This window comes from Rhodococcus sp. (in: high G+C Gram-positive bacteria), from assembly GCF_049299235.1.
Lineage (GTDB): Bacteria > Actinomycetota > Actinomycetes > Mycobacteriales > Mycobacteriaceae > Rhodococcus.
Genome location: NZ_JBAQXC010000369.1, coordinates 1 through 22,546, shown reverse-complemented (window position 1 = coordinate 22,546; position 22,546 = coordinate 1). Strand labels below are relative to the sequence as shown.

Genomic DNA, 22,546 nt, shown 5'->3' with positions numbered 1-22,546 from the left:
ACCTTAGAAGCACATATACCGAACGCAAGGAGGCCTTGTGGCCGAACAGGCGCAGGTCGAGAGTCGCCCGAACCGCACCCGCGGAGCCGACGATCCGGACCGGCCCGCACCCCGTCGGCGGCCCAAGAACCGGAAGGCGCAGATCGCCACGGTAGCGGCCGAGGCGTTCAGCGAACGCGGATATCACGGCGTGAGCGTCGACGAGATCGCCTCGGCTGTCGGCATATCCGGTCCCGCGCTCTATCGACACTTCCCCAACAAGTACGCGTTGTTCCTGCACGCGGTCACAGCCCTGACCGAAGCCCTGCAGGCCGCCGTGGCCAAGCCCGAACCGGGCTCCGACGCCACCGGACTTCCGCCGGAGGCCGAACTCGACCGGCAACTGCTCGCGACGATCCGCACGTCGATCGAGAACCGTCGCACCGGCGGCCTGTACCGCTGGGATCGGCGTTACCTCACGCGCGAGGACCGCGCCGCCACCGGCTCCATGATCACCGGCATCAACCTTCGTATCGGGGAGACGATTGCTCGCGTCCGGCCCGGCCTGGCCGGGGCCGACTATGTCCTGCTCAGCAACGCGGTGCTCAGCGTCATCGGCTCCATCACCGCACACCGAGCCCCGCTCGCAAGCCGACGACTCGAACAGCTGCTGCTCGGCGCCTGCCACGCCGTCGTCGGCACGGAGCTGCCACCCGACGAACCGCAGGCCCACGACCCGGCGCGCGCTCGGGGACTCGCAGTCGCCAACCGTCGCGAGGTCCTGTTGCACGAGGCGGTACTCCTGTTCGACGCACACGGCTACCACGAGGTGAGCATCGAACAGATCGGCACGGCCGCGGGCATCAACGCCTCCGGCGTGTACCGGCACTTCGCCAGCAAATCCGACCTGCTCGCCGCTGCCTTCCATCGGGCGGGCGACCGGCTGGCCGTCGCCGTCGGTTCGGCACTCGCCGAGTCCACGACGCCGCTCGAAGGGATCGACGCGCTCACCGAGGTGTACGTGCGCCTGGCGTTCGAGCAGAACGAGCTGATGTCGGTGTACTTCGCCGAGATCGGGAATCTGCCGGCGTCGCACCGAACCGACCTGCGCAACGTGCAGCGACTCAATGTCGACGAGTGGGCGCGCCTGGTGAGCGAACTGCGACCAGGTCTCACCGCAGTCGAATGCCGATTCCTCGTCCACGCGGCACTGAACCTCGTCCTCGACACCGGCCGACTCGTGCGGTTCGACCCGGTACCGTCGAATCAGCGCCGGGTCCGGCAACTGATGCGGGCCGTCCTGCTCGGCAACGAAACGCAGCGCGACGGCCACACGGGCCGCACCCGAACAGTGAAGGAGCAAGGATGACGGTGCAGGACGATGTCGCTGCCCTGCGGGCCCGCACGGATCGTATCGATCCGCGGGAACTCGACTCGGTGTGGGACCGGCTCGAGCCGGCCGCGATCGCCGATCTTGTCGGATACCGGTGGCGCGGATTCAGTTTCGATACCGGACACCACACACACGGCATGCTGAGCACGGCGCGCTGGTACGGCAAGTCGTTCGCAAGCACGGACGATGCTCAGCCGCTGCTGTGCTACGACGAGGACGGAAATCTCTTCTCCGACAATGCCACCGGCCGTGGCGGAGCTTCGCTGTGGGAGGTGCGGTTCCGCGGCGAGCTCACCGCGACCATGGTGTACGACGGCATGCCAATCCTGGACCACTTCAAGAAGGTGGACGATGACACGCTGATCGGCGTGATGAACGGCAAGGGTCGACTGGTCTTCGACGGCGGCGAGCACTACTGGTTCGGCCTCGAACGCGACGTCGCACTCGAGCCCGGCGACAGCACCAGATGAGAACGACAGCCGCGCGCTGCCCGCACCGCGCGGCTGTCCGACTCGTGTACCTCGAGTCGTTGTCAGATGATGTGCCTGTGGGAGGCGAAGCGGCGACGCATGTTCCGCAGATAGTAGGTCGCGGAGAGTTGCCGTATCGGTCGGGGAACCTTCACGTAGACCGCACCGATCGTAGCCATGATCCGATCGAAGCGGCGCTGGTCGCGTGGACTCCACGGGAGCGCGAACTCGTCCCGCATGCGCTGCGGCAGAAGACCGATCGTGACGAAGCGCTGAAGCGGCATCGCGATGCGCACGGGTAGCGGCGCATCGGTTCCGCTGAGCAGGTCGCGGGTGTAGGCACGAACCTTGTCACCGACCTCGAGGGTCGCGATCTTCTCGTCCCAGTAGGTGTCGAACTCCGCTCGGGTCGCGGGCCACATATCGTCCCTGACCTGCAGGGCAGTGCCGTAGACGGCGGATTGGCGGTAGATGCGGTCGGCGTCGGCGTCGGGCAGATTCCCGAAGAATCGCTCGTACATGTCGAGGCCGTTGCGGTACAGCGTCGCGGCTACCCACAGTTGCAGTTCGGGATCGAATGCGTTGTAGGACTCCGACCGGACGGGCACGTGTGCCTTGTTCACCAGACGTACGATCGCCTTCTTCTCGTCTTCGGTTCCGAGAGTGACGGCGTAGACATATGTCATTGTGGTGCGCAGTCGGTCGAGAGGCCGCTGCAAGGTGGTGCTGTGGTCGGCAACACCGTGCCCCACACCGGGTTCGGCGAGTTGTAGCAGCACAGTGGCGCCGGCGCCGAGGAGCAGCATGGATTCGCCGACGAAGTCTTCGAGGTTCGGTGATCCCGGCGCGATCGACGGCAGTGCCATCGCGCGCGGCGCGGGTTCGTCGACCCACTCGTCGGTACGGATACTCATATGCTCGTCCCCTTCTCGGTGAACTTACCTGCGCACCACTGCTCCACAATATTGTGCACGGGTGTGTGCAGATTACGCAAGAGGTCGCACGGTAGCGTGGACACGCCCCCGAATCCCGTCCCGATCGCAGTCTCCCAGTCCGTCGATATGGAATCGGAATCGTCTGGAACGGAACATGATCGAGATCGGTTCAGCGATCCGGATCGCACGACGATGCCACCGCCATCCAGCCCGGGGGCATCACACGACCGGCACGACCATCGCCATTCCGCCTCCTTGCCTCGACTAATTGATACTGGCTCGAAACAGGCGAATACGCCTTGACCGGTAGTCATTTCGTCGTCCTACCGGACTTCGGGCGGCGACGACGACCATGCATGTCGGCCAGGGCTTGTCGACGTGGCACACGCGGCCTAGTGTGAAACACATCATCGGGAATCACATCAAAGGTGTGTGATTCGATCAGCCAAGGAAGCGGCGTCAATGACCCAGGAACTCACCCCCGGCGAGACGGTAAACGAATCAGCCACCACGTTCGCCAGCCTCGACCCACGCAACGGCACTGTGCTGGCCGAATACCCGATCGCCACCACCGCCGACGTCGCCGAGGCTGTCGAGCGCGCCGGTACGGCCGCCCGCTGGTGGGACGCGCAGGGTTTCCGCGGTCGCCGCGACTGGCTGCTCGAATTCAAGAAGGCCATCGCCGTCGACGCCGATTCGCTCGCGTCCGTCATCTCCGCCGAAACCGGAAAACCGCACGGCGACGCATTTCTCGAGGTGATGCTCACCGTCGAGCATCTCGACTGGGCCGCGAAGAACGCGAAGAAGGTCCTTCGGGCCCGGAACGTGCCGTCCGGGCTCGCGAGCATGAACCAGGCAGCGACCCTCGAATACAAGGCCCTCGGCGTCATCGGTGTCATCGGCCCGTGGAACTATCCGGTGTACACGCCGATGGGTTCGATCTCGTACGCCCTCGCGGCCGGTAACGCCGTCGTGTTCAAGCCCAGTGAACTCACGCCGGGCGTCGGCACGTGGCTCGAGACGACGTGGAACTCGATCGCGCCCACCCAACCGGTTCTCCAAGTGATCACCGGCCTCGGTGAGACGGGAGCGGCACTCGCCCGCTCCGGCGTCGACAAGATCGCATTCACCGGCTCCGGTCCGACCGCGCGCAAGGTCATGGCGGTGTGCGCCGAATCCCTGACTCCCCTCGTCGCCGAGTGCGGCGGCAAGGACGCGATGATCGTCGCCGCGGACGCCGACCTCGACAAGGCCGTGCAGTTCGCCGCGTTCGGGGCATTCGGCAATGCCGGCCAGACCTGCGCGGGCGTCGAACGGATCTACGTCGTCGAATCGGTGTATCAGCAGTTCCTCGACAAGCTCACCGAGACTGCCACACGTGTAATCCCGGGCAGCACCGACGATTCCACCTACGGCCCGATGACCCTGCCCCGGCAGATCGACATCGTCCGCAGCCACATCGAGAATGCGCTCGACAAGGGCGGCGCCGCGGTGGTCGGCGGCCTCGAGTCTGTTCGGGATCGCTTCGTCGAGCCGGTGATCCTCACCGATGTGCCGGAGACGTCGAGCGCGATGTGCGAGGAGACATTCGGCCCGACCGTCGTCGTCAACAAGGTGCGCGACCTCGACGAGGCCGTGGAACGGGCCAACGGAACCAGCTACGGACTCGGCGCATCGATCTTCACCAAGAACAAGTCCCTCGGCCGTGCCCTTGCCTCTCGACTGAACAACGGCATGGTTTCGGTGAATTCGGTGCTCGGGTTCGCGGGCATTCCGTCGTTGCCGTTCGGCGGCATCGGCGAATCCGGCTTCGGCCGCATCCACGGCGCGGACGGTCTGCGCGAGTTCAGCCGCCCCAAAGCCGTCACGGTGGAGAAGTTCACGGCACCGCTGAACCTACTGACGCTGGAACGCTCCGCACGGGACATGAAGATTGCCGCCGCGGTACTGAAGATCATGCACGGGCGGTGATCCCATGACATCGACGCGCCCCTCCACACGACGTACCCGCAAGCCGGCGGTCGCGGCAGCCCCCGAGGCCCGGATCGAGAAGGCCGGCACGTTTCCGCCGCCGAATCGGGATCCGCACCCGCGGCGGGGACGCACCGGGTGGCTGACGGTGATCGAGGACCTCGACCCCGTCACCCACCATCAGGACATCCTGCGGATCACCGCGGGATACGAATTTCCGTGGGACTACCAGCGGTCGCTCGAGTTCGCGTTGTTCCGCACCTACTGCGTGCCATCCATTTCCGAATTGCTGGACCGCACCGGAGAATTCGAGAATCGACCGCAGAAGCGATACGACGATACCTCGCTGCTCATGGCCGAACTCGTCGAGCACGGTTACGACGCCGAACGAGGTCGCGAGTCGCTGCGCAACATCAACCGGATGCACGGCATGTATACGATCGACAACGACGACATGCTGTACGTCCTGTCGACATTCGTCTACGACCCGCTGGATTGGATCGACCGGTACGGCTGGCGGCGCCTGCATCCGAACGAGCGGCTCGCGTCGTTCCACTTCTACCGCCAGGTCGGTATCCGAATGGGAATCAAGGACATTCCCGAGTCGTTCCAGGAGTTCCACCGGTTCAAGACCGAGTACGAGCGGACAAAGTTCGTCTACAGCGACGCCAACCACCGGATCGGCACGTACACGCTGCGTCTGTTCGAATCGTGGTACCCGTCGGCGCTGCGGCCGGTCGTCTCGTCGGCGGTCTACGCACTGATCGACGAGCAGATGGCCGCGGCATTCGGTTTCCGGCAGGGCTCTCCGCGGTCGCGGACGATCGCCGAATCCGCACTGCGCGCCCGGTCGGCACTGGTCCGACTGCTACCCAAGCGCCGGGAGTCGGTGTCGGCGAAGAATCCGCAGAACCGCACCTACCCCGGATACCCGGTCGGCTACCGGCCACGAGATCTCGGCGTCGAGCACCGGTGATGCCCGCCTGATCGGCCGCGGATGATCAGATCGGTTCGGCGCGGCGCGCCAGTGCCCGGGTAGGGAGGGCGAACGCCGCGCCGAACACGATCACGGCGCATGCCCCGCACATCAGGTAGGCGAGGCTGAATCCGGCTGCCGAGACTCCGCCGGTGAGTGTGGAGGCGGCCAGGATCGAGGCGACGACCGCGCTGCACACGGTACTGCCGACGGTACGGAGCAGCACGTTCACCCCGTTGGCGGCGGCGTTCTGCGATGCCGGGACAGCGCCGAGAATCAGCAGCGGCAGCGTGCAGTAGACGAACGTGGTACCGATGGCTGCGATGAACACGGCGGCAACGACCGACCAGACTGGCTTGTCCGGAACGGCATGGACGGCGTAGCCGACGATGAGGAACAGTGCACCGGTGAACATCGCGGTCCGAGCGCCGAACCGGTCCGCCACCCGGGCGGCGACGAGTGCGAAGATCATCATCGCGAAGCTGGCAGGCAACTGACACAGCGCCGCCTGCAGGATCGAGAACCCGTAACCAGCGCCGTTGTCGGGTGAGGCCTGCAGCAACTGGGTGGTGATGAGGGTGTTGCCGTAGAACGCGAAGCCGACAAGCAGCGCCACCAGATGCGGGGCCAGAACCGCGCGCCGCGCCGACACCCTCAGATCGACGAGGGGGTTGGCATTGCCCATTTGCTGGACACCCCACAGCACGAACAGCACGACCGCGGTCGCGAACATCGTCAGGACCGCCGGACTCGTCCACCCCCAGATGCCGCCCTGAGTGATGGGGACGAGCAGGCACACCAGCGCTCCGGTGAGCCCGACCGCACCGACGGCGTCGAAACGGCCGCCGGTGCGGGTACGCGATTCGCGGATGAAAATCATGGCCGCGGCGAGCACCCCGGCGCCGATCACGGTGGTGACCCAGAACAGCGCGTGCCAATCGGCGAACTCGACGATCGTCGCGGCGAACGGGATGCCCACGGCGGTGCCGATACCGAGGGTGGCACTGAGCACCGCGACGGCGCGGTCGACGCGCTCACGGGGTAGTTCGTCCCGAAGGATCGACATGCCGATGGGCAGCACCGCCGCGCCTGCCCCCTGCAGGCCACGAGCGAAGATCAGCAGGCCGATATCCGAGGTCAGCGCGCAGATCAACGACCCGGTGGTCATGAGGGCGAACGCCGTGACCAACATGCGCTTCTTGCCGATCATGTCTGCGAGTCGCCCGAAGATCGGGGTCATGATGGCCCCGACCAGCAGGGTGGCGGTCAGCAGCCAGGACACGGCCGCTGGTCCGGCTCCGGTGAACCCCGGCATGCTCGGCAACAGCGGAACCATCACTGTCTGCATGATCGCCTGGAAGACCGCGCCGACCGCCAGGATCGGAAAAACGAACCGTGACGGGCCGTCGCGACGGTCGGCCTGCTCGGAACGTGGCACCGCCGGTGACGACAGCCGGTTCGTGCGCGAGAAGCGGATACGCAAGGGGAGAACCGATGCCTGAGTCATCAGCAAGGCCCCTTTCGCGTAGTAAATGGTCGTTCACCACTGTAGGTGAACGTCCATTTACCTCACAAGGCGTGAGAGCCGGGTCACTCAGCCATCGAGGAGCTTCTGCACCAGCGGCGCGTACAGCGGGAGCACATCCTCGACCGTCCCGGTCGCGAGCTCCCGCATCATCCGCCGCCGCATCACCGACATCCCCATCACCATCGACAGCGCCAGTTCGGCCCGCAGTCGCGCGTCCGGACCCGGCAACCGCGCAGCGAGCGCGTCGATCATCTGCGTCGAGTAGTTCTCCCGCAGCGTACGGCTGCTCTCCTCGCTGGTCCCGCTCATGAACAAGATGTTCATCGACAGTGGCCGATACGGATCGCTGGGTCGCGCGAACAGCGAGACCATGCGCTCGCCGAGTTGTTCGACCGGCCCGTGGAACAGCGTTTCGGCGGCGCTGTGAAAGTCGATCAGTTCCTCGAAAAGCAGTTCCTTGGAACCGAAATACTTGATGATGAGCGACGCACTGACCCCGGCATCCTCGGCAATATCCTTCAAGGTGATCTCGCGGTACGGCCGGGTCGCGAACGCGACACCGGCCGCATCGACGATCAGCTTCCGGGTCTCCTCGGCCGTCCGACGGCGGCGCTCCGGCATTCCCGGTGCCGCCTGCCCGGCTGCCGTCTCCCCACGACCCGACACGACTACAGCGCCCGCCGTCCGGACAACGCGCGGCCGAGCGTCAGTTCGTCGGCGAATTCGAGGTCGCCGCCCATCGGCAGACCCGACGCGAGCCGGGTGACGGCCAACCCGGGGAAGTCGCGCAGCATCCGCACCAGATACGTCGCGGTGGCTTCCCCCTCGGTGTTCGGATCCGTCGCGATGATCACCTCGGCGACGTCTACCCCGTCCTCCTGGTTGCCGATGCGCGTCAACAACTCCCGGATACGCAACTGATCCGGACCGACACCGTTGAGTGGATCCAGCGCACCACCGAGCACGTGATACCGACCCCGGAACTCCCGGGTGCGTTCGATGGCCTGCACGTCCTTCGGTTCCTCGACCACACAGATCTGGGTGCGGTCGCGCCGCGGATCCGCGCAGATCCGGCAACGTTCGTGATCCGACACCGTTCCGCATACCTCGCAGAAGCGAACGCCGTCCCGGACCTTCTGCAACGCCGCCTGCAGTCGGTCGATCTCCGGCGGCTCCACCGACAACAAGTGGAACGCGATGCGTTGAGCGCTCTTCGGTCCGACACCCGGCAACTTGCCGAGTTCGTCGATCAGATCCTGGACCGGTCCCTCGTACACGTTCGGCCTCTAGAACCCGGGCAGACCCGGGATACCGCCCCCGAGGCCACCGGCCAACGGGCCGAGCTTCTCCGCGGCGATCTCCTGCGCCTTCGCCGACGCATCGGCGATGGCGCCGATCAGCAGATCCTGCAGTGTTTCCACGTCCTCGGGGTCGACGACCTTCGGGTCGATGTGCACCGCGACGACCTCACCGGTGCCCTTGACGGTCGCGGTGACGAGACCACCACCGGCCTGACCGGTAACCTCCGCATCGGCCATCTCCGCCTGGGCGGACATCAACTGCTGCTGCATCTGCTGGGCCTGGGCGAGGAGTTGTTGCATATCGGGCATTCCACCGGGCTGCACGGGCACGTCCTTTCTGGAGGTTTTCCACAGTCAGGGTAGTCGCTCGCCGGTACCGTAGCGGAATGCGTCTACGCCGGTCGTCCGGATGGATCGTCTCCCTCTCCGCTGCCACAGTCGTTTCCGCGACCCTGGTCGCGGGGGCCGCATCCGCGCCGGCGCAACCGGCAGGTCCGCTCGCCGGCCGGACCGTATACCTCGACCCCGGGCACAGCGGGGCGAACGATCACACCCTCACCAGCCAGGTCCCCACCGGCCGGGGCGGCACCAAGGACTGTCAGACCACCGGAACGTCGACGAACGACGGATACGCCGAACACACCTTCACCTGGCAACTCGCCGAACTGGTCCGGGGTGAACTCGTCGCGCTCGGCGCCCACGTCCTGCTCAGCCGGTCCGACGACAGTTCCGTCGGTAGCTGTGTCGACCGGCGCGCCCAGGACGCGAACGACTCGGCCGCGGACGCGGTGGTCAGCCTGCACGCCGACGGTGCCGCAGCCGACGCGCACGGATTCCACGTGAACTACTCGGCTCCGCCGCTCAACGAGACCCAGGCGGGACCGTCCGTCTCGTTGGCGACGTCGATCCGCGACGCGCTGGTCACCGCCGGTATCACCCCGTCGACCTATCTGGGTGTCGACGGCCTCGTCGGCCGCGACGACCTCACCGGACTCAACCTGTCGCAACGCCCGTCCGTCCTCGTCGAAACCGGCAACATGCGCAACGCGAATGATGCCGCGCTCATGACCGACCCCGCGGGCCGCGCGCAACTCGCGCGCGCGGTCGTCGCGGGGATCGTCGTGTTCCTCGGGTGAGGAGCGGACCCGCCCGGTCCGGTCTCAGTCCAGTTCGCGCCGCAGGTTCTCGAGCACCTGCTGCTGAATCTTGCGCAGCCCGAGCGGCGCGAAGGTGCGCTCGAAGAAGCCGCCGATGCCGCCCGCACCCTTCCACTGCGTCAGGGTCACGACCGTCGACCCGGTGCCGTTGGGCACCACGGACCACGTGGTGACCAGCGTCGAATTCGCATCCTGCTCGGTGATCGTGCTGCCCGCCACCGACACCTGTGCCCGAATGTCGCGGATCCGCTTCTCGGTGGCGTGCAGCTTCCACTGCGCGACTGTTCCCTCGCCCTGACCACCCGACACGACGCGGTAGTCGGTGTAGTGCTCGGACAGGATGCGCGGACGCACCGTCTCGTAGTCCGCGAGAGCGGCAAGGACCCGATCGGGGGCTGCCGCGAGTTGAATCGAACTGCTTGCACTGACCTGCGCCATGAAGACCTCCTGGTGTCGTGTTTCGAGCTGGAGCCGATCGCGCGACCGGTACCGCGACGAGTCTGCGCGGTATCCGGACGGACTCGGCTCTCCGGACTATTGTGGATTGCGCCCGCAATCGCACAGCCGAAGGGGGAGCCGAATGCCGAGTACGCCACGCCAGATCGTTCCGACCGGAGTATCGGCGCATCGTGACGGCGTGGACCGCCTGCTGCGCTCCTATCGGAGCATTCCCGCGAACGCGCCGGTTCGGCTCGCCAAGAAGACATCGAATCTCTTTCGTACCCGAGCCGCGGCGATCGCGCCGGGACTCGATGTGTCCGGTCTCGGTGGCGTGATCTCTGTCGACCCGAAGTCACGGACCGCCGATGTCGCGGGGATGTGCACCTATGAAGATCTGGTCGACGCGACACTCCCCTACGGGCTCGTACCGCTCGTCGTGCCGCAACTCAAAACGATCACGCTCGGTGGCGCAGTCACCGGACTCGGCATCGAATCGACGTCGTTCCGCAACGGCCTGCCGCACGAATCCGTACTGGAGATGGACATTCTCACCGGTTCGGGCGAGATCGTCACCGCGACACCGGACGGCGAGCATGCCGACCTGTTCCGCGGATTCCCCAATTCATACGGTTCACTCGGCTATGCCACCCGGTTGCGTATCGAACTCGAACCGGTGAAACGGTATGTCGCGCTGCGGCATCTGCGGTTCGATTCGCTCGGCGAGTTGCAGGCCGCATTGGATCGCATCAGCAACGAACGCAATTACGCGGGTGTCGAGGTCGACTATCTCGACGGCACGGTGTTCTCGGCGACCGAACAGTACCTGAGCCTCGGCACCCGGACCGACGAATCGGGCCCGGTCAGCGACTACACGGGCCGGAACGTCTATTACCGTTCGATTCAACACAATTCGGTGAATCATCCCAAGGTCGATCGGCTGACGATCCGCGACTATCTGTGGCGTTGGGACACCGACTGGTTCTGGTGCTCCCGCGCATTCGGTGCCCAGAACCCGACCATACGACGAGTGTGGCCGAAGAAGCTGCTGCGCAGCAGTTTTTACTGGAAACTCATTGCGCTGGACCACAAGTATCGTGTCGCCGATCGGATCGAGGCACGTAAGGGCAACCCGCCGCGCGAACGCGTCGTGCAGGACATCGAAGTCCCCATCGAGCGAACCGCCGAATTCGTGCGATGGTTCCTCGCCGAATTCCCGATCGAACCGGTGTGGTTGTGTCCACTGCGACTCCGTGATCGCAGCGCCCCGTACGACGCGGTGTCGTTCGATGCCCAGCGTCCGTGGCCGCTGTACCCCCTCGAACCGAAGCGCACGTACGTCAACGTCGGATTCTGGTCGTCGGTGCCGTCCGAACCCGGCAATATCGAGGGTGCCGCGAACCGGACGATCGAAAGCAAGGTCGCCGAACTCGACGGCCACAAGTCGCTGTACTCCGATTCCTACTATTCACGCGACGATTTCGAGTCGCTGTACTACGGCGGGGACGAATATCCCGCTCTGAAACGAAAATACGACCCAGGGTCCCGCCTGCTGGACCTCTTCGCGAAGGCGGTGCATCGAAAATGACCACATTCAAGACGGAGCCGACAACCGGCGGTGCGGGCGGACACGATGACAAGCTGAACCTGGCGGAGATCGTCGAGATCGTCACCGGCGGCGAGATGCCGCTCCGGTTCACCGCATACGACGGATCCGCTGTGGGACCGATGGATTCGCCGTTCGGTCTCGACCTGACCACACCCCGGGGCGCGACCTACATCGCCACCGCCCCCGGCGACCTCGGCATGGCCCGCGCATACGTCGCCGGCGATCTCGAACCCAAGGGCGTCCATCCCGGAAATCCATACGAGCTCCTGAAATCGTTGGGAGACCTTCACTTCGAACGTCCCCCCGCGCTCGTTCTCGCTCACATCGCACGGTCGCTCGGTCGTGAACTGCTGCGTCCGATCGCGCCGCCACCGCAGGAGCATCTGCCGCGCTGGCGCCGGATCGCGGAGGGGCTGAGGCATTCCCGCACTCGCGACGCCGAGGTCATCCACCACCACTACGACGTGTCGAATGCATTCTACGAGATGGTGCTCGGCCCGTCGATGACGTACACGTGCGCGCTGTTCGAGTCCGAAGACCAGTCACTCGAGGACGCGCAGGAAAACAAGTACCGCATCGTTTTCGACAAGTTGAACTTGAAGCCCGGCGATCGACTGCTCGACATCGGTTGCGGCTGGGGTGGAATGGTCCGGTACGCGGCGCGACGCGGAGTCAAGGTGATCGGCGCGACGCTGTCGCGCGAGCAGGCGGAGTGGGCACAACGGGCGATCGCCGCGGAAGGGTTGAGCGACCTCGCCGAAGTGCGGTATTCCGATTACCGCGATGTTCCGGAGACCGGTTTCGACGCGATCTCGTCGATCGGATTGACCGAGCACATCGGGGTCGGCAACTACCCGGCATACTTCGGGTTGCTGCACAGCAAGCTGCGGGTCGGGGGTCTGTTGCTCAACCACTGCATCACCCGCCCCCGTAACAACGGAAAAATGAAGGCGGGCGGGTTCATCGACCGCTACGTTTTTCCCGACGGGGAACTGACCGGCTCCGGCCGGATCATCACCGAAGCGCAGGACGTCGGATTCGAGGTACTCCACGAGGAGAACCTCCGTCCGCACTACGCCCTGACGCTGAAGGGCTGGTGCGAATACCTCGAGGCCAATTGGGACGCGTGCGTCGCCGAGGTCGGTGAGGGGACCGCGCGTGTGTGGGGTCTGTACATGGCCGGCTCCCGACTCGGATTCGAGCGCAATATCGTTCAGCTGCACCATGTTCTGGCGGTCAAGCTCGGCCCCGACCAGCGGTCGCTCACCCCGCTGCGCCCCTGGTGGGTGGCGTAGGACAGCGTGCGGGGCGGGTCCTCGGCTCGCAGCCCGATATCAACGACTGCGGCTCCCCGACCGGTGCGAGCCGAGGATCCGGAAGCTACTGCGGTAGTAGTCGATCAGCCCCTCCGATCTCATGCGGGAAAGCTCGCGGGAGAGCGCAGCGCGATCGGCGTTGAGGTGGTCGGCGAGTTGAGCTCGATTCACCGACACCATGAATGTCGACGAGCCGTTGCGCTCGGCCTGCTCCGCGAGGAAGTGTGTAACTCTCGACCGCAACGATCGCTGCGACACCATCCGCAGGTGTGATTCCAGCTTTCGATTCTTGTTGGTCATCACCTTGAACAGGTTCTCCACAACACGTGAGCGCAGTTCGCACAGCGGTCCGTTCGAATCGACGATGCGATCCATCCCGATGAGAAGAACCCGGCCCGGCGAAGCCGCGGTGATCGTCCGATGTGTGCGCCGATCCGAATCTCTCAGCAGGTCCTCACCGTAGACTTCGCCTACTTCGACGATCTCCATCAGATGTCGCGCACCATCGGCATCCGTCTGACTCGAGAGCACCGTTCCCTCCAGCACCAGGCCGACGGCATGGGCACTCTCGCCCTCACGCACCAACACTTCGCTTCGACCGAAGGTCAGACTCCTGACGCCGAGACAGGAGGTGACACGGCGGACCTCTTCGTGTGTGAAACCGGCAAAGATGACCGAGGCCACGATGTCGGCATCGAATACCTCGCACTGCGTGTCCGCAAGGGTCATCGTCGCGCCTTCCACCGAATGTTGCCGCGGCAACCGACAGCGACTCGCGACGTTGCCACAATAGCCATTGAGTAAGCAAAGGCTAACATTACTATTTGGAGCCTCGGTGAGCAGGCTCCGAAACGTCGCAGCCTGCCCCGGGCACCTCACCACGAAGGGTTCACATCGCATGTCACCTGCCGAGTCCACTACAGCACCCGCCGTGCTCGTCGCCGCCGGCCTCACCGACCTCGCGGAACAGAACCCCATCAGGCCCGGGACCTACTCGCCGCATCGCGCACACTCGGGGCAGGGATTCAGGATCACGCACGTGGCGCTGGATGCCGGGGTCGAACTGCCCGAACATTCCGCGACGTCGCCGATCATCGTGCAGATCGCACAGGGTTCGGTCGACTTCGTCGTCGGCGAGACCACGTACCGCATGGAGCAGGGAGCGATCCTGCACCTCGAGGCCGGAGTCCCCCACGCCGTGCACTCCGTGGAGGCCGCCAGGGTCATCGTGACCTTCCTTCTGGGATGACGGCCGTGAACCGAATACTCGCAGCGAAGACACCGGCGCGACGACTCACCGTAGCCGCGATCACCGCGGCCCTCGCCCTGTCCGGATGTTCGTCCGGATCGTCGGACGGCATGTCCTCCGACACCACGAAATCCGATGCCGGAACCATCACCATCGTCGACCATACCGGCGAGGAGGTGGAGATCCCGGCCGAGATCGAGCGAGTGGCGATCGACGAAATCCCCATTGCGTCGACCTATCTCGCCTATCACGGCGGCGAGGCTCCGCACCTGGTCGGTATGTCCCAGGCTGTCGTCGATTCACTGCAGGACACCGTCGTCGCGGAGATGGCTCCGGAGATTCTCGACGTCGATTCGAGCTACTACTCCGACGGTGAGTTGAACGTCGAAACGCTTCTCACCTTGAAACCTGATGTCGTGTTCTACAACGCCAACAACTCCGAGCACGGCGAACTCTTCGAAGCCGCCGGGATTCCAGCCGTCGGGTTTGCGACGAGCGGAGACCCCACCACGGTCTATGTCGACTGGTTGAACCTGCTGGAGGAGGTGTTCCAGGAACCCGGCAAAACGGATGCGATCGTCGAATACGGGCAGGAGCTGGTCATCGAGGCACAGCAACGCGCCGGGCGGGTGACCGATGATGCCCGCAAGAACGCGATGATCATATTCAACTACTCTGCGGGAACGTTGCGCGTAGCGGGAGAAACCCCCTTCTTCGGCTACTACTGGCTGCAGACGGCGAATGCCGACAATGCAGCAGTTGGTGCCGAGCAACCACTCGCGCCGGTCAACGCCGAGCAGGTACTCGCCTGGGATCCCGATGTCGTGCTGATCGGTGGGTCCGGCCAGGCAGGACTGACCGTCGACCAGCTGCTCGGCAATACCGCGGACGGATTGGACCTTGCCTCGCTGCGCGCGGTTCAGGAGGGTGAGGTGTACTCGAACGGGCTGGGCATGTGGAGTTGGTTCACGCCGAACCCGGATGCCCCGCTGGTCGCCAACTGGATCGGGTCGGTGATCTACCCCGAGCTATTCGGCGACGCCGACCTCACTGGTATGACGCAGGACTACTACGAACGCGTCTACAACTTCGAGCTGACCGCCGAGCAGGCCGAGTCGATCCTGCTCGGCTCCACGTCCGAATGACGAATCTTGCCGTCCGCGACGGGCACCTGCGCAGTTCCGTGGCGCTGGTGCTCGTCGCCGGACTTGCCGGGGGCATACTCGTCGCCCTGATGCTCGGCCGCTATCCGCTGACGATCGAGGAGGTCGTCGGATCACTGTCCGCCGCGATGAACGGCGGCACGTTCGGTGAGCCGGTCGATTCCGTCGTCTTCGGCCTGCGTATGCCCCGCATCCTGCTGGCCGCGCTGGCCGGCGCAGGCCTGGCCTGTGCGGGCGCAGCATTTCAAAGCCTGTTCGGAAATCCACTTGCCACCCCCGACACCCTCGGAGTCACGTCGGGCGCCTCGATCGGTGCCGTCGTCGCACTGTTGCTGAACATGTCCTTGATCGGCATGCAGTTGCTGGCGCTCGTTGCCGGCGTCGTCACGGTCGTGCTCACCACGATGATCTCCAAGACCAAACAGGGCACCGGCATCGTGATGCTCATCCTGGCCGGTGTCATGGTCGGTGCGTTGGCAAACGCGGTGATCTCGATCCTGAAGTACACCGCCGATCCCAACGACAAGCTTCCGCAGATCACGTACTGGCTCATGGGCAGCCTTGCCGGCGCAAGCTTCGACAGCCTGCTCATCGGTGCCCCGCTCATCCTCGGCGGCATCGCGATCATCTACCTGCTTCGCTGGCGGCTCAACGTCCTCGCGCTGGGCGAAGACGAAAGCCGCGCGGCCGGCATGAACGTGCGCCGCATCAGAGCCGTGATCATCGGAGCGGCAACGCTGATCACCGCCTCGGTGGTGTCGATGTGCGGCCAAGTCGGCTGGATCGGCCTGTTGATCCCCCATTGCGCGCGCATGATCTGCGGTAACAACAACCGATTCATCGTGCCGGTCGGTGCACTCCTGGGCGCGATCTTCCTCGTCGCGATCGACACCGTGGCGCGATCGGTCGCAGCCTCGGAAATTCCGATCTCGGTGGTCACCTCCGTACTCGGAGCACCGTTTTTCATCTACCTTCTACGCCGGACAGGAGGAGGGTGGCAATGATGCGTATCGAGAAGGGCTGCTTCGGATATCGGAAGTCGAAGCCCATCCTCACCGACATCGATCTCGAGCTGGGCCCAGGTCACCTCATGGCCGTTCTGGGACCCAACGGCGCAGGAAAGACCACCCTGCTGCGCTGCATCCTGGGACTTCTACCCTGGACCTCCGGACGCACAATGATCGACGATGTGGACATCGCCCGGATGCGCAGTGCCGATCTGTGGAAGACGGTCGCCTATGTTCCCCAGGCGAGAAGCGCCGGAGCCCTATCGCTGAGCGGACTCGATATGGTGATCATCGGCCGCGCAGCACATTTGCACACGCTGGCGCAGCCACGCCCCGAAGACGAGGCCGCAGCGGAAGCGGTGATGCACGAGATCGGCATCACTCATCTGGCACGTGTGCCATGCGGACAGATGAGTGGCGGACAGTTCCAAATGGTCCTGATTGCGCGGGCACTCGCCGCGAATCCGCGGATACTCGTGCTCGACGAGCCGGAGACCGGTCTCGATTTCCGCAATCAACTGATCGTGTTGAATCTGCTCGAGCAACTCGTCGCCCAACGCAACCTCCTGGTGATCATGAACACCCACTACCCCGCACACGCATTACGGGTCGCCGATCACGCGATGATCCTCGGCCGCGACCGGACATCACGGTTCGGGACAGTCGAGGAGATGATCACCGCAGGCAACTTGCGCAAGACTTTCGGTGTGGAAGTACACCTGTCCGAGGTCGATGTCGACGACAAGACGCACAGGAGTGTGCTGCCGCTACGACTCGCCTGATACGAGGTGGCGAACTGACCCGAACACCCCCCGACCGGTAGAACCGGTCCGGGGGTGTCGTCGTACGGGATGAGACCCGCTCAGCTCAGCAGGCTCGCCGGGGGCGTGAAACGCTCGCCGTACTTGGCGGCAAGTTCCTCGGCGCGCGCGACGAAACCTTCCTTGCCGCCCGGGTAGCCGGTGACGAACTGGCTGACGCCACCGGTCCAGGCCGGGTAGCCGATCCCCATGATCGAACCGATGTTGGCGTCGGCCGACGACGTGATGACGCCCTCGTCGAAGCACTTGACCGCCTCGATCGCCTCGATGAAGAGCATGCGGTCGATCAGATCCTGGATCGGCGGGGTCGCCGAACCGGACTTGAAGTGGTCGCGCAGGCCCGGCCACAGGCCGGTGCGCTTACCGTCCGTGTAGTCGTAGAAGCCGGCGCCACCGAGGCGACCCTTGCGGTCGTTGCCCTCGACCAGGTAGTTGATGACGTCACCGGCCGGATCGGCGGGCAGCGTCTTGCCCTCGGCGATCGCGGCGGCCTTCGACTCGGCGCGGATCTTCTGCATCAGGGTCAGGTTCAGCTCGTCGGAGAGCTGCAGCGGCGCCGCCGGGTAACCGGCCTGCATACCCGCCTGCTCGATGGTGGCCGGCTCGATGCCCTCGGCGACCATCCCGATGGCCTCGTTGACGAACGTGCCGATGACGCGCGAGGTGAAGAAGCCGCGCGAGTCGTTGACCACGATCGGGGTCTTGCGGATCTTCTGCACGAAGTCGAACACCCGCGCGAGAGCCTCGTCGGAGGTCTTCTCACCGCGGATGATCTCGACCAGCGGCATCTTGTCGACGGGCGAGAAGAAGTGCACGCCGATGAAGTCCTCGGGCCGCTTCACGCCGGTCGCCAGATCGGTGATCGGCAGCGTCGAGGTGTTCGAACCCAGCAGGGCGTCGGCGTCGACGATGTCCTCGATCTCCTGGAAGACCTTCTTCTTCAGGTCCGGGGACTCGAAGACGGCCTCGACGACGAAGTCGACACCCGCGAAGTCGGCCGGGTCGGCAGACGGGGTGATCAGGGCCAGCAGTGCCTGCGACTTCTCCTCGGTGGTCTTGCCACGGGACAGCGCCTTGGCCTCGATCTTCTCCGCGTAGCCCTTACCGCGTTCCGCAGCGGCGAGCTCGACGTCCTTGAGCACCACCGGGATTCCGGCCTTCGCGCACACGTACGCGATGCCGGCGCCCATCATGCCTGCACCGAGGACACCGACCTTCTTGATCTCCCGCTTCGGCACGTCCTTCGGACGTGAGGCACCGGAGCCGATGGCCTGGATATCGAAGAAGAACGCCTGGATCATGTTCTTCGCGACGTGGCCGGTGACCAGCGAGGTGAAGTAGCGGGACTCGATCTTCAGCGCGTTGTCGATGTCGACCTGGCTGCTCTCGACGGCGGCGGCGAGGATCGCGCGCGGCGCCGGCATATTCGCGCCCTTGAGCTGCTTACGCAGGTTCGCCGGGATGGCGGGCAGGTTCGCTGCGAACGCCGGGGTGGCCGGGGTGCCGCCGGGGATCTTGTAGCCCTTGACATCCCACGGCTGCACACCGGATTCGGGGTTGGCCTTGATCCATGCCTTCGCCGCCGGGACCAACTCCTCCACGGAGGAGACGACCTCGTCGACGACGCCGGCTTCGAGGGCCTGCTGCGGCGCCCGCTGCTGGCCCTGCAGCAAGTGCTGGGTCAGTGCGGTCAAGATGCCGAACTTGCGGACCATGCGGACGACGCCGCCGCCGCCCGGGAGCAGGCCGAGAGTGACCTCGGGCAGACCGATCTTGACGCCACGCACGTCTGCGGCGATGCGGTGGTGAGTGGCCAGTGCGATCTCGAGGCCACCGCCGAGTGCGGCACCGTTGATGCAGGTGACGACCGGCTTACCGAGGGTCTCGAGGCGGCGGAGATCAGCCTTGAGATTCAGGCTGTGGTTGTAGATGTGCTCGGCGTCGTCCGGCCCCGACTTGATCATGTTCTTCAGGTCACCGCCGGCGAAGAACGTCTTCTTGCCGGAGGTCAGCACGACACCGGTGATGGAATCCTTCTCGGCGTGCAACCGGTCGACGGTCTCCCGCATCGAGCTGATGTACCGGTCGTTCATGGTGTTCGCGCCCTGGTTCGGGTCGTCGATGGTGAGCACGACGATGCCGTCGGCGTCCTGCTCCCAGGCGATGATGTTCTGCTCGCTCACTGTTTCGTCTCTCCTGAATCGGTTCGTGAGCGTCAGACGCGCTCGATGATGGTGGCGACGCCCATACCGCCACCGATGCACAGGGTGACGAGGGCGCGCTTGGCTCCGCGGCGCTCGAGCTCGTCGATCATGGTGCCGGTGATCATCGCGCCGGTTGCGCCGAGCGGGTGCCCCATCGCGATGGCACCGCCGTTGACGTTGAGCTTCTCGTCGGGAATCTGCAGGTCCTTCTGGAACTTCAGCGCGACCGCAGCGAACGCCTCGTTGATCTCGAAGAGGTCGATGTCGTCGACCGTCAGGCCCGCAGCGGCGAGCGCTTTGTGCGCGGCCGGGGTGGGCCCGGTCAGCATGATCGTCGAATCGGCACCGGAGGTGGCGGTCGCGACGATGCGGGCGCGGGGTGTCAGGCCGAGATCCTTGCCTGCCTGTTCGGTACCGACGAGCACCAGCGCGGCGCCGTCGACGATGCCGGAGCTGTTGCCACCGTGGTGGACGTGGTTGATCTTCTCGACGAAGTGGTACTTCTGCAGCGCGACGGCGTCGAAGCCGCCCATGTCACCGACCGCGGCAAAGGACGGAGCCAGCTTGCCGAGACCGTCGAGGGTGGAGTCGGGGCGCATGTGCTCGTCGTGGTCGAGGATGGTCAGGCCGTTCTGGTCCTTGACCGGGACCACCGACTTGGCGAAGTAGCCGCCGGACCACGCGGCCGCGGCGAGCTGCTGCGAACGCAGGGCGTACGCGTCGACGTCCTCGCGACTGAAGCCCTCGATGGTCGCAATGAGATCGGCCGAAATGCCCTGCGGCACCAGGTAACTGTCGTAGTTGGTGGCGGGATCGAGCATCCACGCACCACCGTCGGAGCCCATCGGCACCCGCGACATGGACTCGACACCGCCGGCGAGGACGAGTTCGTCCCAGCCCGAACGGACCTTCTGCGCCGCCATGTTGACGGCCTCGAGACCGGACGCGCAGAAGCGGTTGATCTGCACGCCACCGGTGGTGACGGGCATCCCGGAGGCCGTCACCGCGGTGCGGGCGATGTCCGAGCCCTGATCGCCGACCGGGCTGACCACTCCGAGGATCAGGTCGGAGATGCGGTTCTCGTCCAGATCGGGGAAGCGGACACGCAGTTCGTCGATCAGACCGGTGACCAGGGAAATCGGCTTGACCGAATGCAGCGACCCGGTCTTCTTGCCGCGGCCGCGCGGAGTTCGGATGGCTTCATAGATGAATGCCTCGGTGGTCACAGTGCGAGGTTCCTTCCCGTGCTGTCGATGGTGGCGGGCGCCGTCCGCCGTGACAGCGGCAGGCACCCCGCCCGCCCCACCCTATGGGAGCCCGGGTGACCGGTTAAGGACCGAACCGATCGGAGTCCGTGACCGAACTGAGCGAGCGCTCAGGAACCGAGTCCGGCTTCGCGTGCCCGCACGATCGCGGTCGCGCGATCCACGGCGCCGAGCTTGCCCAGGACGTTCGACACGTGGTTGCGCACCGTCTTCTGGCTGAGAACGAGACGCCGCGAAATCCTGGCGTTGTCGTAGCCCCGCGCGATCAGGTCGAGCACCTCGCGTTCGCGGGCCGTCAACTCGGGGAATGCACCGTGCGCGACCGCTCGGGATGCGGCCATCACATCCAGCGCTGTGGCCGCGACCGCCGCGCCGACGATGATCTCCCCGTTCGCGACGGCCCGAATCGCCCGTTCCACCCCGGACGGATCGGCACCTTTGACGAGGTATCCGCGGGCCCCGGCGCGTATCGCGGCGACGAGCAGATCGGCGTCCTCGTGCATCGTCACCATCAGCACACGCAGGCCCGGATGCCGGGCGAGGAGACTGCCGGTCGCTTCGATCCCGGAGCCGTCGCCGAGCTCGATGTCCATGAGAGCCACATCGACGTCCGCGGTCACCACGTCGAGTGCCTGCTGCACCGAACTGGCCTCGACGACCACGTCGATGCCGTCGAGGGTGCCGAGCAGCGCGACCATCCCGAGTCGGAACAGGGGGTGGTCGTCGACGACGGCGACGCGGATGCTCATGTTCCTCCTGCGGGAACGACCGGGGACGTGGCTGCCCACGGTAGGCGGGCACACACCACTGTTCCGCGCGGGTCGCCCGCGGCGATGTCGACGACGCCGCCGACGTCGCGCGCGCGTTCACGCATGGTGTGGGTGCCGACACCGGTGCGGGTGCCGGGCCTCGCGCCGCGACCGTCGTCGCTGACCTCGACGGTGAGCAGCTCCCCGGTGCTGCGGATACGGACCGCACATCCGTCGGCGCCGGAGTGGCGGCGGGCATTGGTCACCGCTTCGACGGTGATGCCGTATGCCGCGGCGGCGACCGCGCCGGACAGTCCGGCGGGAGCATCGGCGTCCACCTCGATCTTGAATCCGGTGTGTGCATGTGCCCCGGCGAGCTCGTCGATCGCGGCGACGAGTCCCAGTTCGTCGAGTACGGGCGGAAGCAGCCCGCGGGACAGTTCGCGCACGCCTTCGACCTGATGGTCCAACTCGCGGAGCAGCGCGTCGATCAGTTCCAACGCGGCCGGGGTGTCCGTGGCAGCGAGGTTGCGCGCGCCGTGCAGTCCGAGCCGGATGCCGGCGAGGGACGGACCGAGCCCGTCGTGCAGTTCCCGGCGGATGGTGCGTCGTTCCTCGAGACGTGCCTCGGTGAGCTGCGCCCGCGCAGCGTCGAGTTCCTCGGCGGACCGCAGTACGACGAGCCCGGCTTCCACGACCGAGGCGAGTTCACCGAGTGCGCGCAGGCTGCGCGGACCGAGGGTTTCGCCGGGTGGTGCCGTCACCGTGAGGGTTCCGGCGGCGAGCAGCAGGTCCTCGGCGTGGCCGGCCGGTTCTCCCCAGCGGGCGAGGATCTCGCCGTCCCGACGTACGGTGACCGATTCGAGCCGGAGCGCGGTGCCGATGCCTGCGGCGAGGTCGCCGAGGAGACGACGGGGGGTGCCCGCGTCCGCGAAGTGCCTGCCCAGGTTCCGGACCGCACTGGCGGAGTCGATGCCGTCTCCGTACACCAGACGGTGCACACGGCGGGTCAGCC

22 protein-coding genes are annotated in these 22,546 nt (G+C 65.6%); 11 read left to right on the top strand and 11 right to left on the bottom strand.

What is annotated here, in order from left to right; all coding sequences use genetic code 11:
• Positions 1-37 precede the first annotated feature (37 nt).
• Entirely contained in the window at positions 38-1,348 is a 1,311-nt protein-coding gene (locus tag WAX14_RS22945; RefSeq protein ID WP_422630342.1) for a TetR/AcrR family transcriptional regulator, read from the top strand.
• A complete protein-coding gene (locus WAX14_RS22940) occupies positions 1,345-1,842 on the top strand; it encodes a DUF4334 domain-containing protein (RefSeq protein ID WP_422630341.1) in 498 nt (165 codons plus the stop codon). Before WAX14_RS22945 ends, WAX14_RS22940 begins: the two co-directional genes overlap by 4 nt.
• 62 nt (positions 1,843-1,904) lie before the next feature.
• Here the strand turns inward: WAX14_RS22940 and WAX14_RS22935 are convergent, their stop codons facing one another.
• Positions 1,905-2,756 (bottom strand): oxygenase MpaB family protein, encoded by an 852-nt coding sequence (locus WAX14_RS22935; protein WP_422630340.1) that lies wholly within the window; start codon positions 2,754-2,756, stop codon positions 1,905-1,907.
• Positions 2,757-3,239: 483 nt separating this feature from the next.
• Between WAX14_RS22935 and WAX14_RS22930 the strand changes: the two genes are divergently transcribed.
• The gene (locus tag WAX14_RS22930) at positions 3,240-4,748 is read left to right on the top strand and encodes an aldehyde dehydrogenase family protein (protein ID WP_422630339.1); all 1,509 of its coding nucleotides are present in this window, start codon (positions 3,240-3,242) and stop codon (positions 4,746-4,748) included.
• A gap of 4 nt (positions 4,749-4,752) precedes the next feature.
• Positions 4,753-5,724 carry an oxygenase MpaB family protein gene (locus tag WAX14_RS22925; RefSeq protein ID WP_422630338.1) on the top strand — a complete coding sequence of 324 codons (972 nt, stop codon included), beginning with the start codon at positions 4,753-4,755 and terminating at the stop codon, positions 5,722-5,724.
• A gap of 25 nt (positions 5,725-5,749) precedes the next feature.
• On the opposite strand, the gene WAX14_RS22920 is transcribed toward WAX14_RS22925, so the two are convergent.
• The 4 genes from WAX14_RS22920 to WAX14_RS22905 form a co-directional block, all read right to left on the bottom strand.
• Positions 5,750-7,231: an MFS transporter gene (locus WAX14_RS22920; RefSeq protein WP_422630337.1), complete on the bottom strand. Its 1,482-nt coding sequence runs from the start codon at positions 7,229-7,231 to the stop codon at positions 5,750-5,752.
• A gap of 87 nt (positions 7,232-7,318) precedes the next feature.
• The gene (locus WAX14_RS22915) at positions 7,319-7,873 is read right to left on the bottom strand and encodes a TetR family transcriptional regulator (RefSeq protein WP_422630351.1); all 555 of its coding nucleotides are present in this window, start codon (positions 7,871-7,873) and stop codon (positions 7,319-7,321) included.
• A 47-nt stretch (positions 7,874-7,920) separates the two neighbouring features.
• Positions 7,921-8,529, bottom strand: a complete 609-nt coding sequence (recR, locus tag WAX14_RS22910; protein WP_422630336.1) for a recombination mediator RecR — start codon at positions 8,527-8,529, stop codon at positions 7,921-7,923.
• A gap of 9 nt (positions 8,530-8,538) precedes the next feature.
• On the bottom strand, positions 8,539-8,862 hold the full coding sequence (locus tag WAX14_RS22905; protein WP_422630350.1) for a YbaB/EbfC family nucleoid-associated protein: 324 nt from the start codon (positions 8,860-8,862) through the stop codon (positions 8,539-8,541).
• Positions 8,863-8,939: 77 nt separating this feature from the next.
• Here WAX14_RS22905 and WAX14_RS22900 point away from each other — a divergent pair, with 77 nt between their 5' ends.
• On the top strand, positions 8,940-9,689 hold the full coding sequence (locus WAX14_RS22900) for an Rv3717 family N-acetylmuramoyl-L-alanine amidase (RefSeq protein WP_422630335.1): 750 nt from the start codon (positions 8,940-8,942) through the stop codon (positions 9,687-9,689).
• A gap of 24 nt (positions 9,690-9,713) precedes the next feature.
• Here the strand turns inward: WAX14_RS22900 and WAX14_RS22895 are convergent, their stop codons facing one another.
• Complete coding sequence (locus tag WAX14_RS22895; protein ID WP_422630334.1) at positions 9,714-10,148, bottom strand: SRPBCC family protein; 435 nt, start codon at positions 10,146-10,148, stop codon at positions 9,714-9,716.
• A 142-nt stretch (positions 10,149-10,290) separates the two neighbouring features.
• Between WAX14_RS22895 and WAX14_RS22890 the strand changes: the two genes are divergently transcribed.
• Together WAX14_RS22890 and WAX14_RS22885 are read left to right on the top strand one after the other, a co-directional pair.
• On the top strand, positions 10,291-11,736 hold the full coding sequence (locus WAX14_RS22890; protein WP_422630333.1) for an FAD-binding oxidoreductase: 1,446 nt from the start codon (positions 10,291-10,293) through the stop codon (positions 11,734-11,736).
• A complete protein-coding gene (locus tag WAX14_RS22885; protein WP_422630332.1) occupies positions 11,733-13,052 on the top strand; it encodes a class I SAM-dependent methyltransferase in 1,320 nt (439 codons plus the stop codon). The genes WAX14_RS22890 and WAX14_RS22885 overlap by 4 nt, the downstream gene beginning before the upstream one ends.
• Before the next feature lie 39 nt (positions 13,053-13,091).
• Here the strand turns inward: WAX14_RS22885 and WAX14_RS22880 are convergent, their stop codons facing one another.
• Positions 13,092-13,973 (bottom strand): Crp/Fnr family transcriptional regulator, encoded by an 882-nt coding sequence (locus WAX14_RS22880; RefSeq protein ID WP_422630331.1) that lies wholly within the window; start codon positions 13,971-13,973, stop codon positions 13,092-13,094.
• Between WAX14_RS22880 and WAX14_RS22875 the strand changes: the two genes are divergently transcribed.
• Genes WAX14_RS22875 through WAX14_RS22860 form a run of 4 tightly spaced genes read left to right on the top strand, consistent with a single transcriptional unit; the run spans position 13,972 to position 17,274 of the window.
• A complete protein-coding gene (locus tag WAX14_RS22875) occupies positions 13,972-14,322 on the top strand; it encodes a cupin domain-containing protein (protein ID WP_422630330.1) in 351 nt (116 codons plus the stop codon). The two genes, WAX14_RS22880 and WAX14_RS22875, sit on opposite strands and share 2 nt — an antisense overlap.
• 5 nt (positions 14,323-14,327) lie before the next feature.
• Complete coding sequence (locus tag WAX14_RS22870) at positions 14,328-15,467, top strand: ABC transporter substrate-binding protein (RefSeq protein ID WP_422630329.1); 1,140 nt, start codon at positions 14,328-14,330, stop codon at positions 15,465-15,467.
• Entirely contained in the window at positions 15,464-16,489 is a 1,026-nt protein-coding gene (locus WAX14_RS22865; RefSeq protein ID WP_422630328.1) for a FecCD family ABC transporter permease, read from the top strand. Before WAX14_RS22870 ends, WAX14_RS22865 begins: the two co-directional genes overlap by 4 nt.
• Positions 16,486-17,274 carry an ABC transporter ATP-binding protein gene (locus WAX14_RS22860; protein ID WP_422630327.1) on the top strand — a complete coding sequence of 263 codons (789 nt, stop codon included), beginning with the start codon at positions 16,486-16,488 and terminating at the stop codon, positions 17,272-17,274. Before WAX14_RS22865 ends, WAX14_RS22860 begins: the two co-directional genes overlap by 4 nt.
• A gap of 80 nt (positions 17,275-17,354) precedes the next feature.
• On the opposite strand, the gene WAX14_RS22855 is transcribed toward WAX14_RS22860, so the two are convergent.
• The 4 genes from WAX14_RS22855 to WAX14_RS22840 all read right to left on the bottom strand — a co-directional run.
• Entirely contained in the window at positions 17,355-19,496 is a 2,142-nt protein-coding gene (locus WAX14_RS22855) for a 3-hydroxyacyl-CoA dehydrogenase NAD-binding domain-containing protein (protein ID WP_422630326.1), read from the bottom strand.
• 32 nt (positions 19,497-19,528) lie between these two features.
• Positions 19,529-20,743, bottom strand: a complete 1,215-nt coding sequence (locus WAX14_RS22850) for an acetyl-CoA C-acetyltransferase (protein WP_422630325.1) — start codon at positions 20,741-20,743, stop codon at positions 19,529-19,531.
• Between the two features lie 149 nt (positions 20,744-20,892).
• Positions 20,893-21,531: a response regulator gene (locus WAX14_RS22845; protein ID WP_422630324.1), complete on the bottom strand. Its 639-nt coding sequence runs from the start codon at positions 21,529-21,531 to the stop codon at positions 20,893-20,895.
• Positions 21,528-22,546 (bottom strand): sensor histidine kinase (locus WAX14_RS22840; protein WP_422630323.1); only part of this gene is annotated, 1,019 nt, incomplete at its 5' end. The genes WAX14_RS22840 and WAX14_RS22845, both read right to left, overlap by 4 nt.

Bases quoted from the DNA above. Each gene is read 5' to 3' on its own strand.
- WAX14_RS22940 (WP_422630341.1), top strand. From the start codon at position 1,345: ATGACGGTGCAGGACGATGTCGCTGCCCTGCGGGCCCGCACGGATCGT.
- WAX14_RS22935 (WP_422630340.1), bottom strand. From the start codon at position 2,756: ATGAGTATCCGTACCGACGAGTGGGTCGACGAACCCGCGCCGCGCGCG.
- WAX14_RS22930 (WP_422630339.1), top strand. From the start codon at position 3,240: ATGACCCAGGAACTCACCCCCGGCGAGACGGTAAACGAATCAGCCACC.
- WAX14_RS22925 (WP_422630338.1), top strand. From the start codon at position 4,753: ATGACATCGACGCGCCCCTCCACACGACGTACCCGCAAGCCGGCGGTC.
- WAX14_RS22920 (WP_422630337.1), bottom strand. From the start codon at position 7,231: ATGACTCAGGCATCGGTTCTCCCCTTGCGTATCCGCTTCTCGCGCACG.
- WAX14_RS22915 (WP_422630351.1), bottom strand. From the start codon at position 7,873: ATGCCGGAGCGCCGCCGTCGGACGGCCGAGGAGACCCGGAAGCTGATC.
- WAX14_RS22905 (WP_422630350.1), bottom strand. From the start codon at position 8,862: ATGCCCGATATGCAACAACTCCTCGCCCAGGCCCAGCAGATGCAGCAG.
- WAX14_RS22900 (WP_422630335.1), top strand. From the start codon at position 8,940: ATGCGTCTACGCCGGTCGTCCGGATGGATCGTCTCCCTCTCCGCTGCC.
- WAX14_RS22895 (WP_422630334.1), bottom strand. From the start codon at position 10,148: ATGGCGCAGGTCAGTGCAAGCAGTTCGATTCAACTCGCGGCAGCCCCC.
- WAX14_RS22890 (WP_422630333.1), top strand. From the start codon at position 10,291: ATGCCGAGTACGCCACGCCAGATCGTTCCGACCGGAGTATCGGCGCAT.
- WAX14_RS22885 (WP_422630332.1), top strand. From the start codon at position 11,733: ATGACCACATTCAAGACGGAGCCGACAACCGGCGGTGCGGGCGGACAC.
- WAX14_RS22875 (WP_422630330.1), top strand. From the start codon at position 13,972: ATGTCACCTGCCGAGTCCACTACAGCACCCGCCGTGCTCGTCGCCGCC.
- WAX14_RS22880 (WP_422630331.1), bottom strand. From the start codon at position 13,973: ATGCGATGTGAACCCTTCGTGGTGAGGTGCCCGGGGCAGGCTGCGACG.
- WAX14_RS22865 (WP_422630328.1), top strand. From the start codon at position 15,464: ATGACGAATCTTGCCGTCCGCGACGGGCACCTGCGCAGTTCCGTGGCG.
- WAX14_RS22860 (WP_422630327.1), top strand. From the start codon at position 16,486: ATGATGCGTATCGAGAAGGGCTGCTTCGGATATCGGAAGTCGAAGCCC.
- WAX14_RS22845 (WP_422630324.1), bottom strand. From the start codon at position 21,531: ATGAGCATCCGCGTCGCCGTCGTCGACGACCACCCCCTGTTCCGACTC.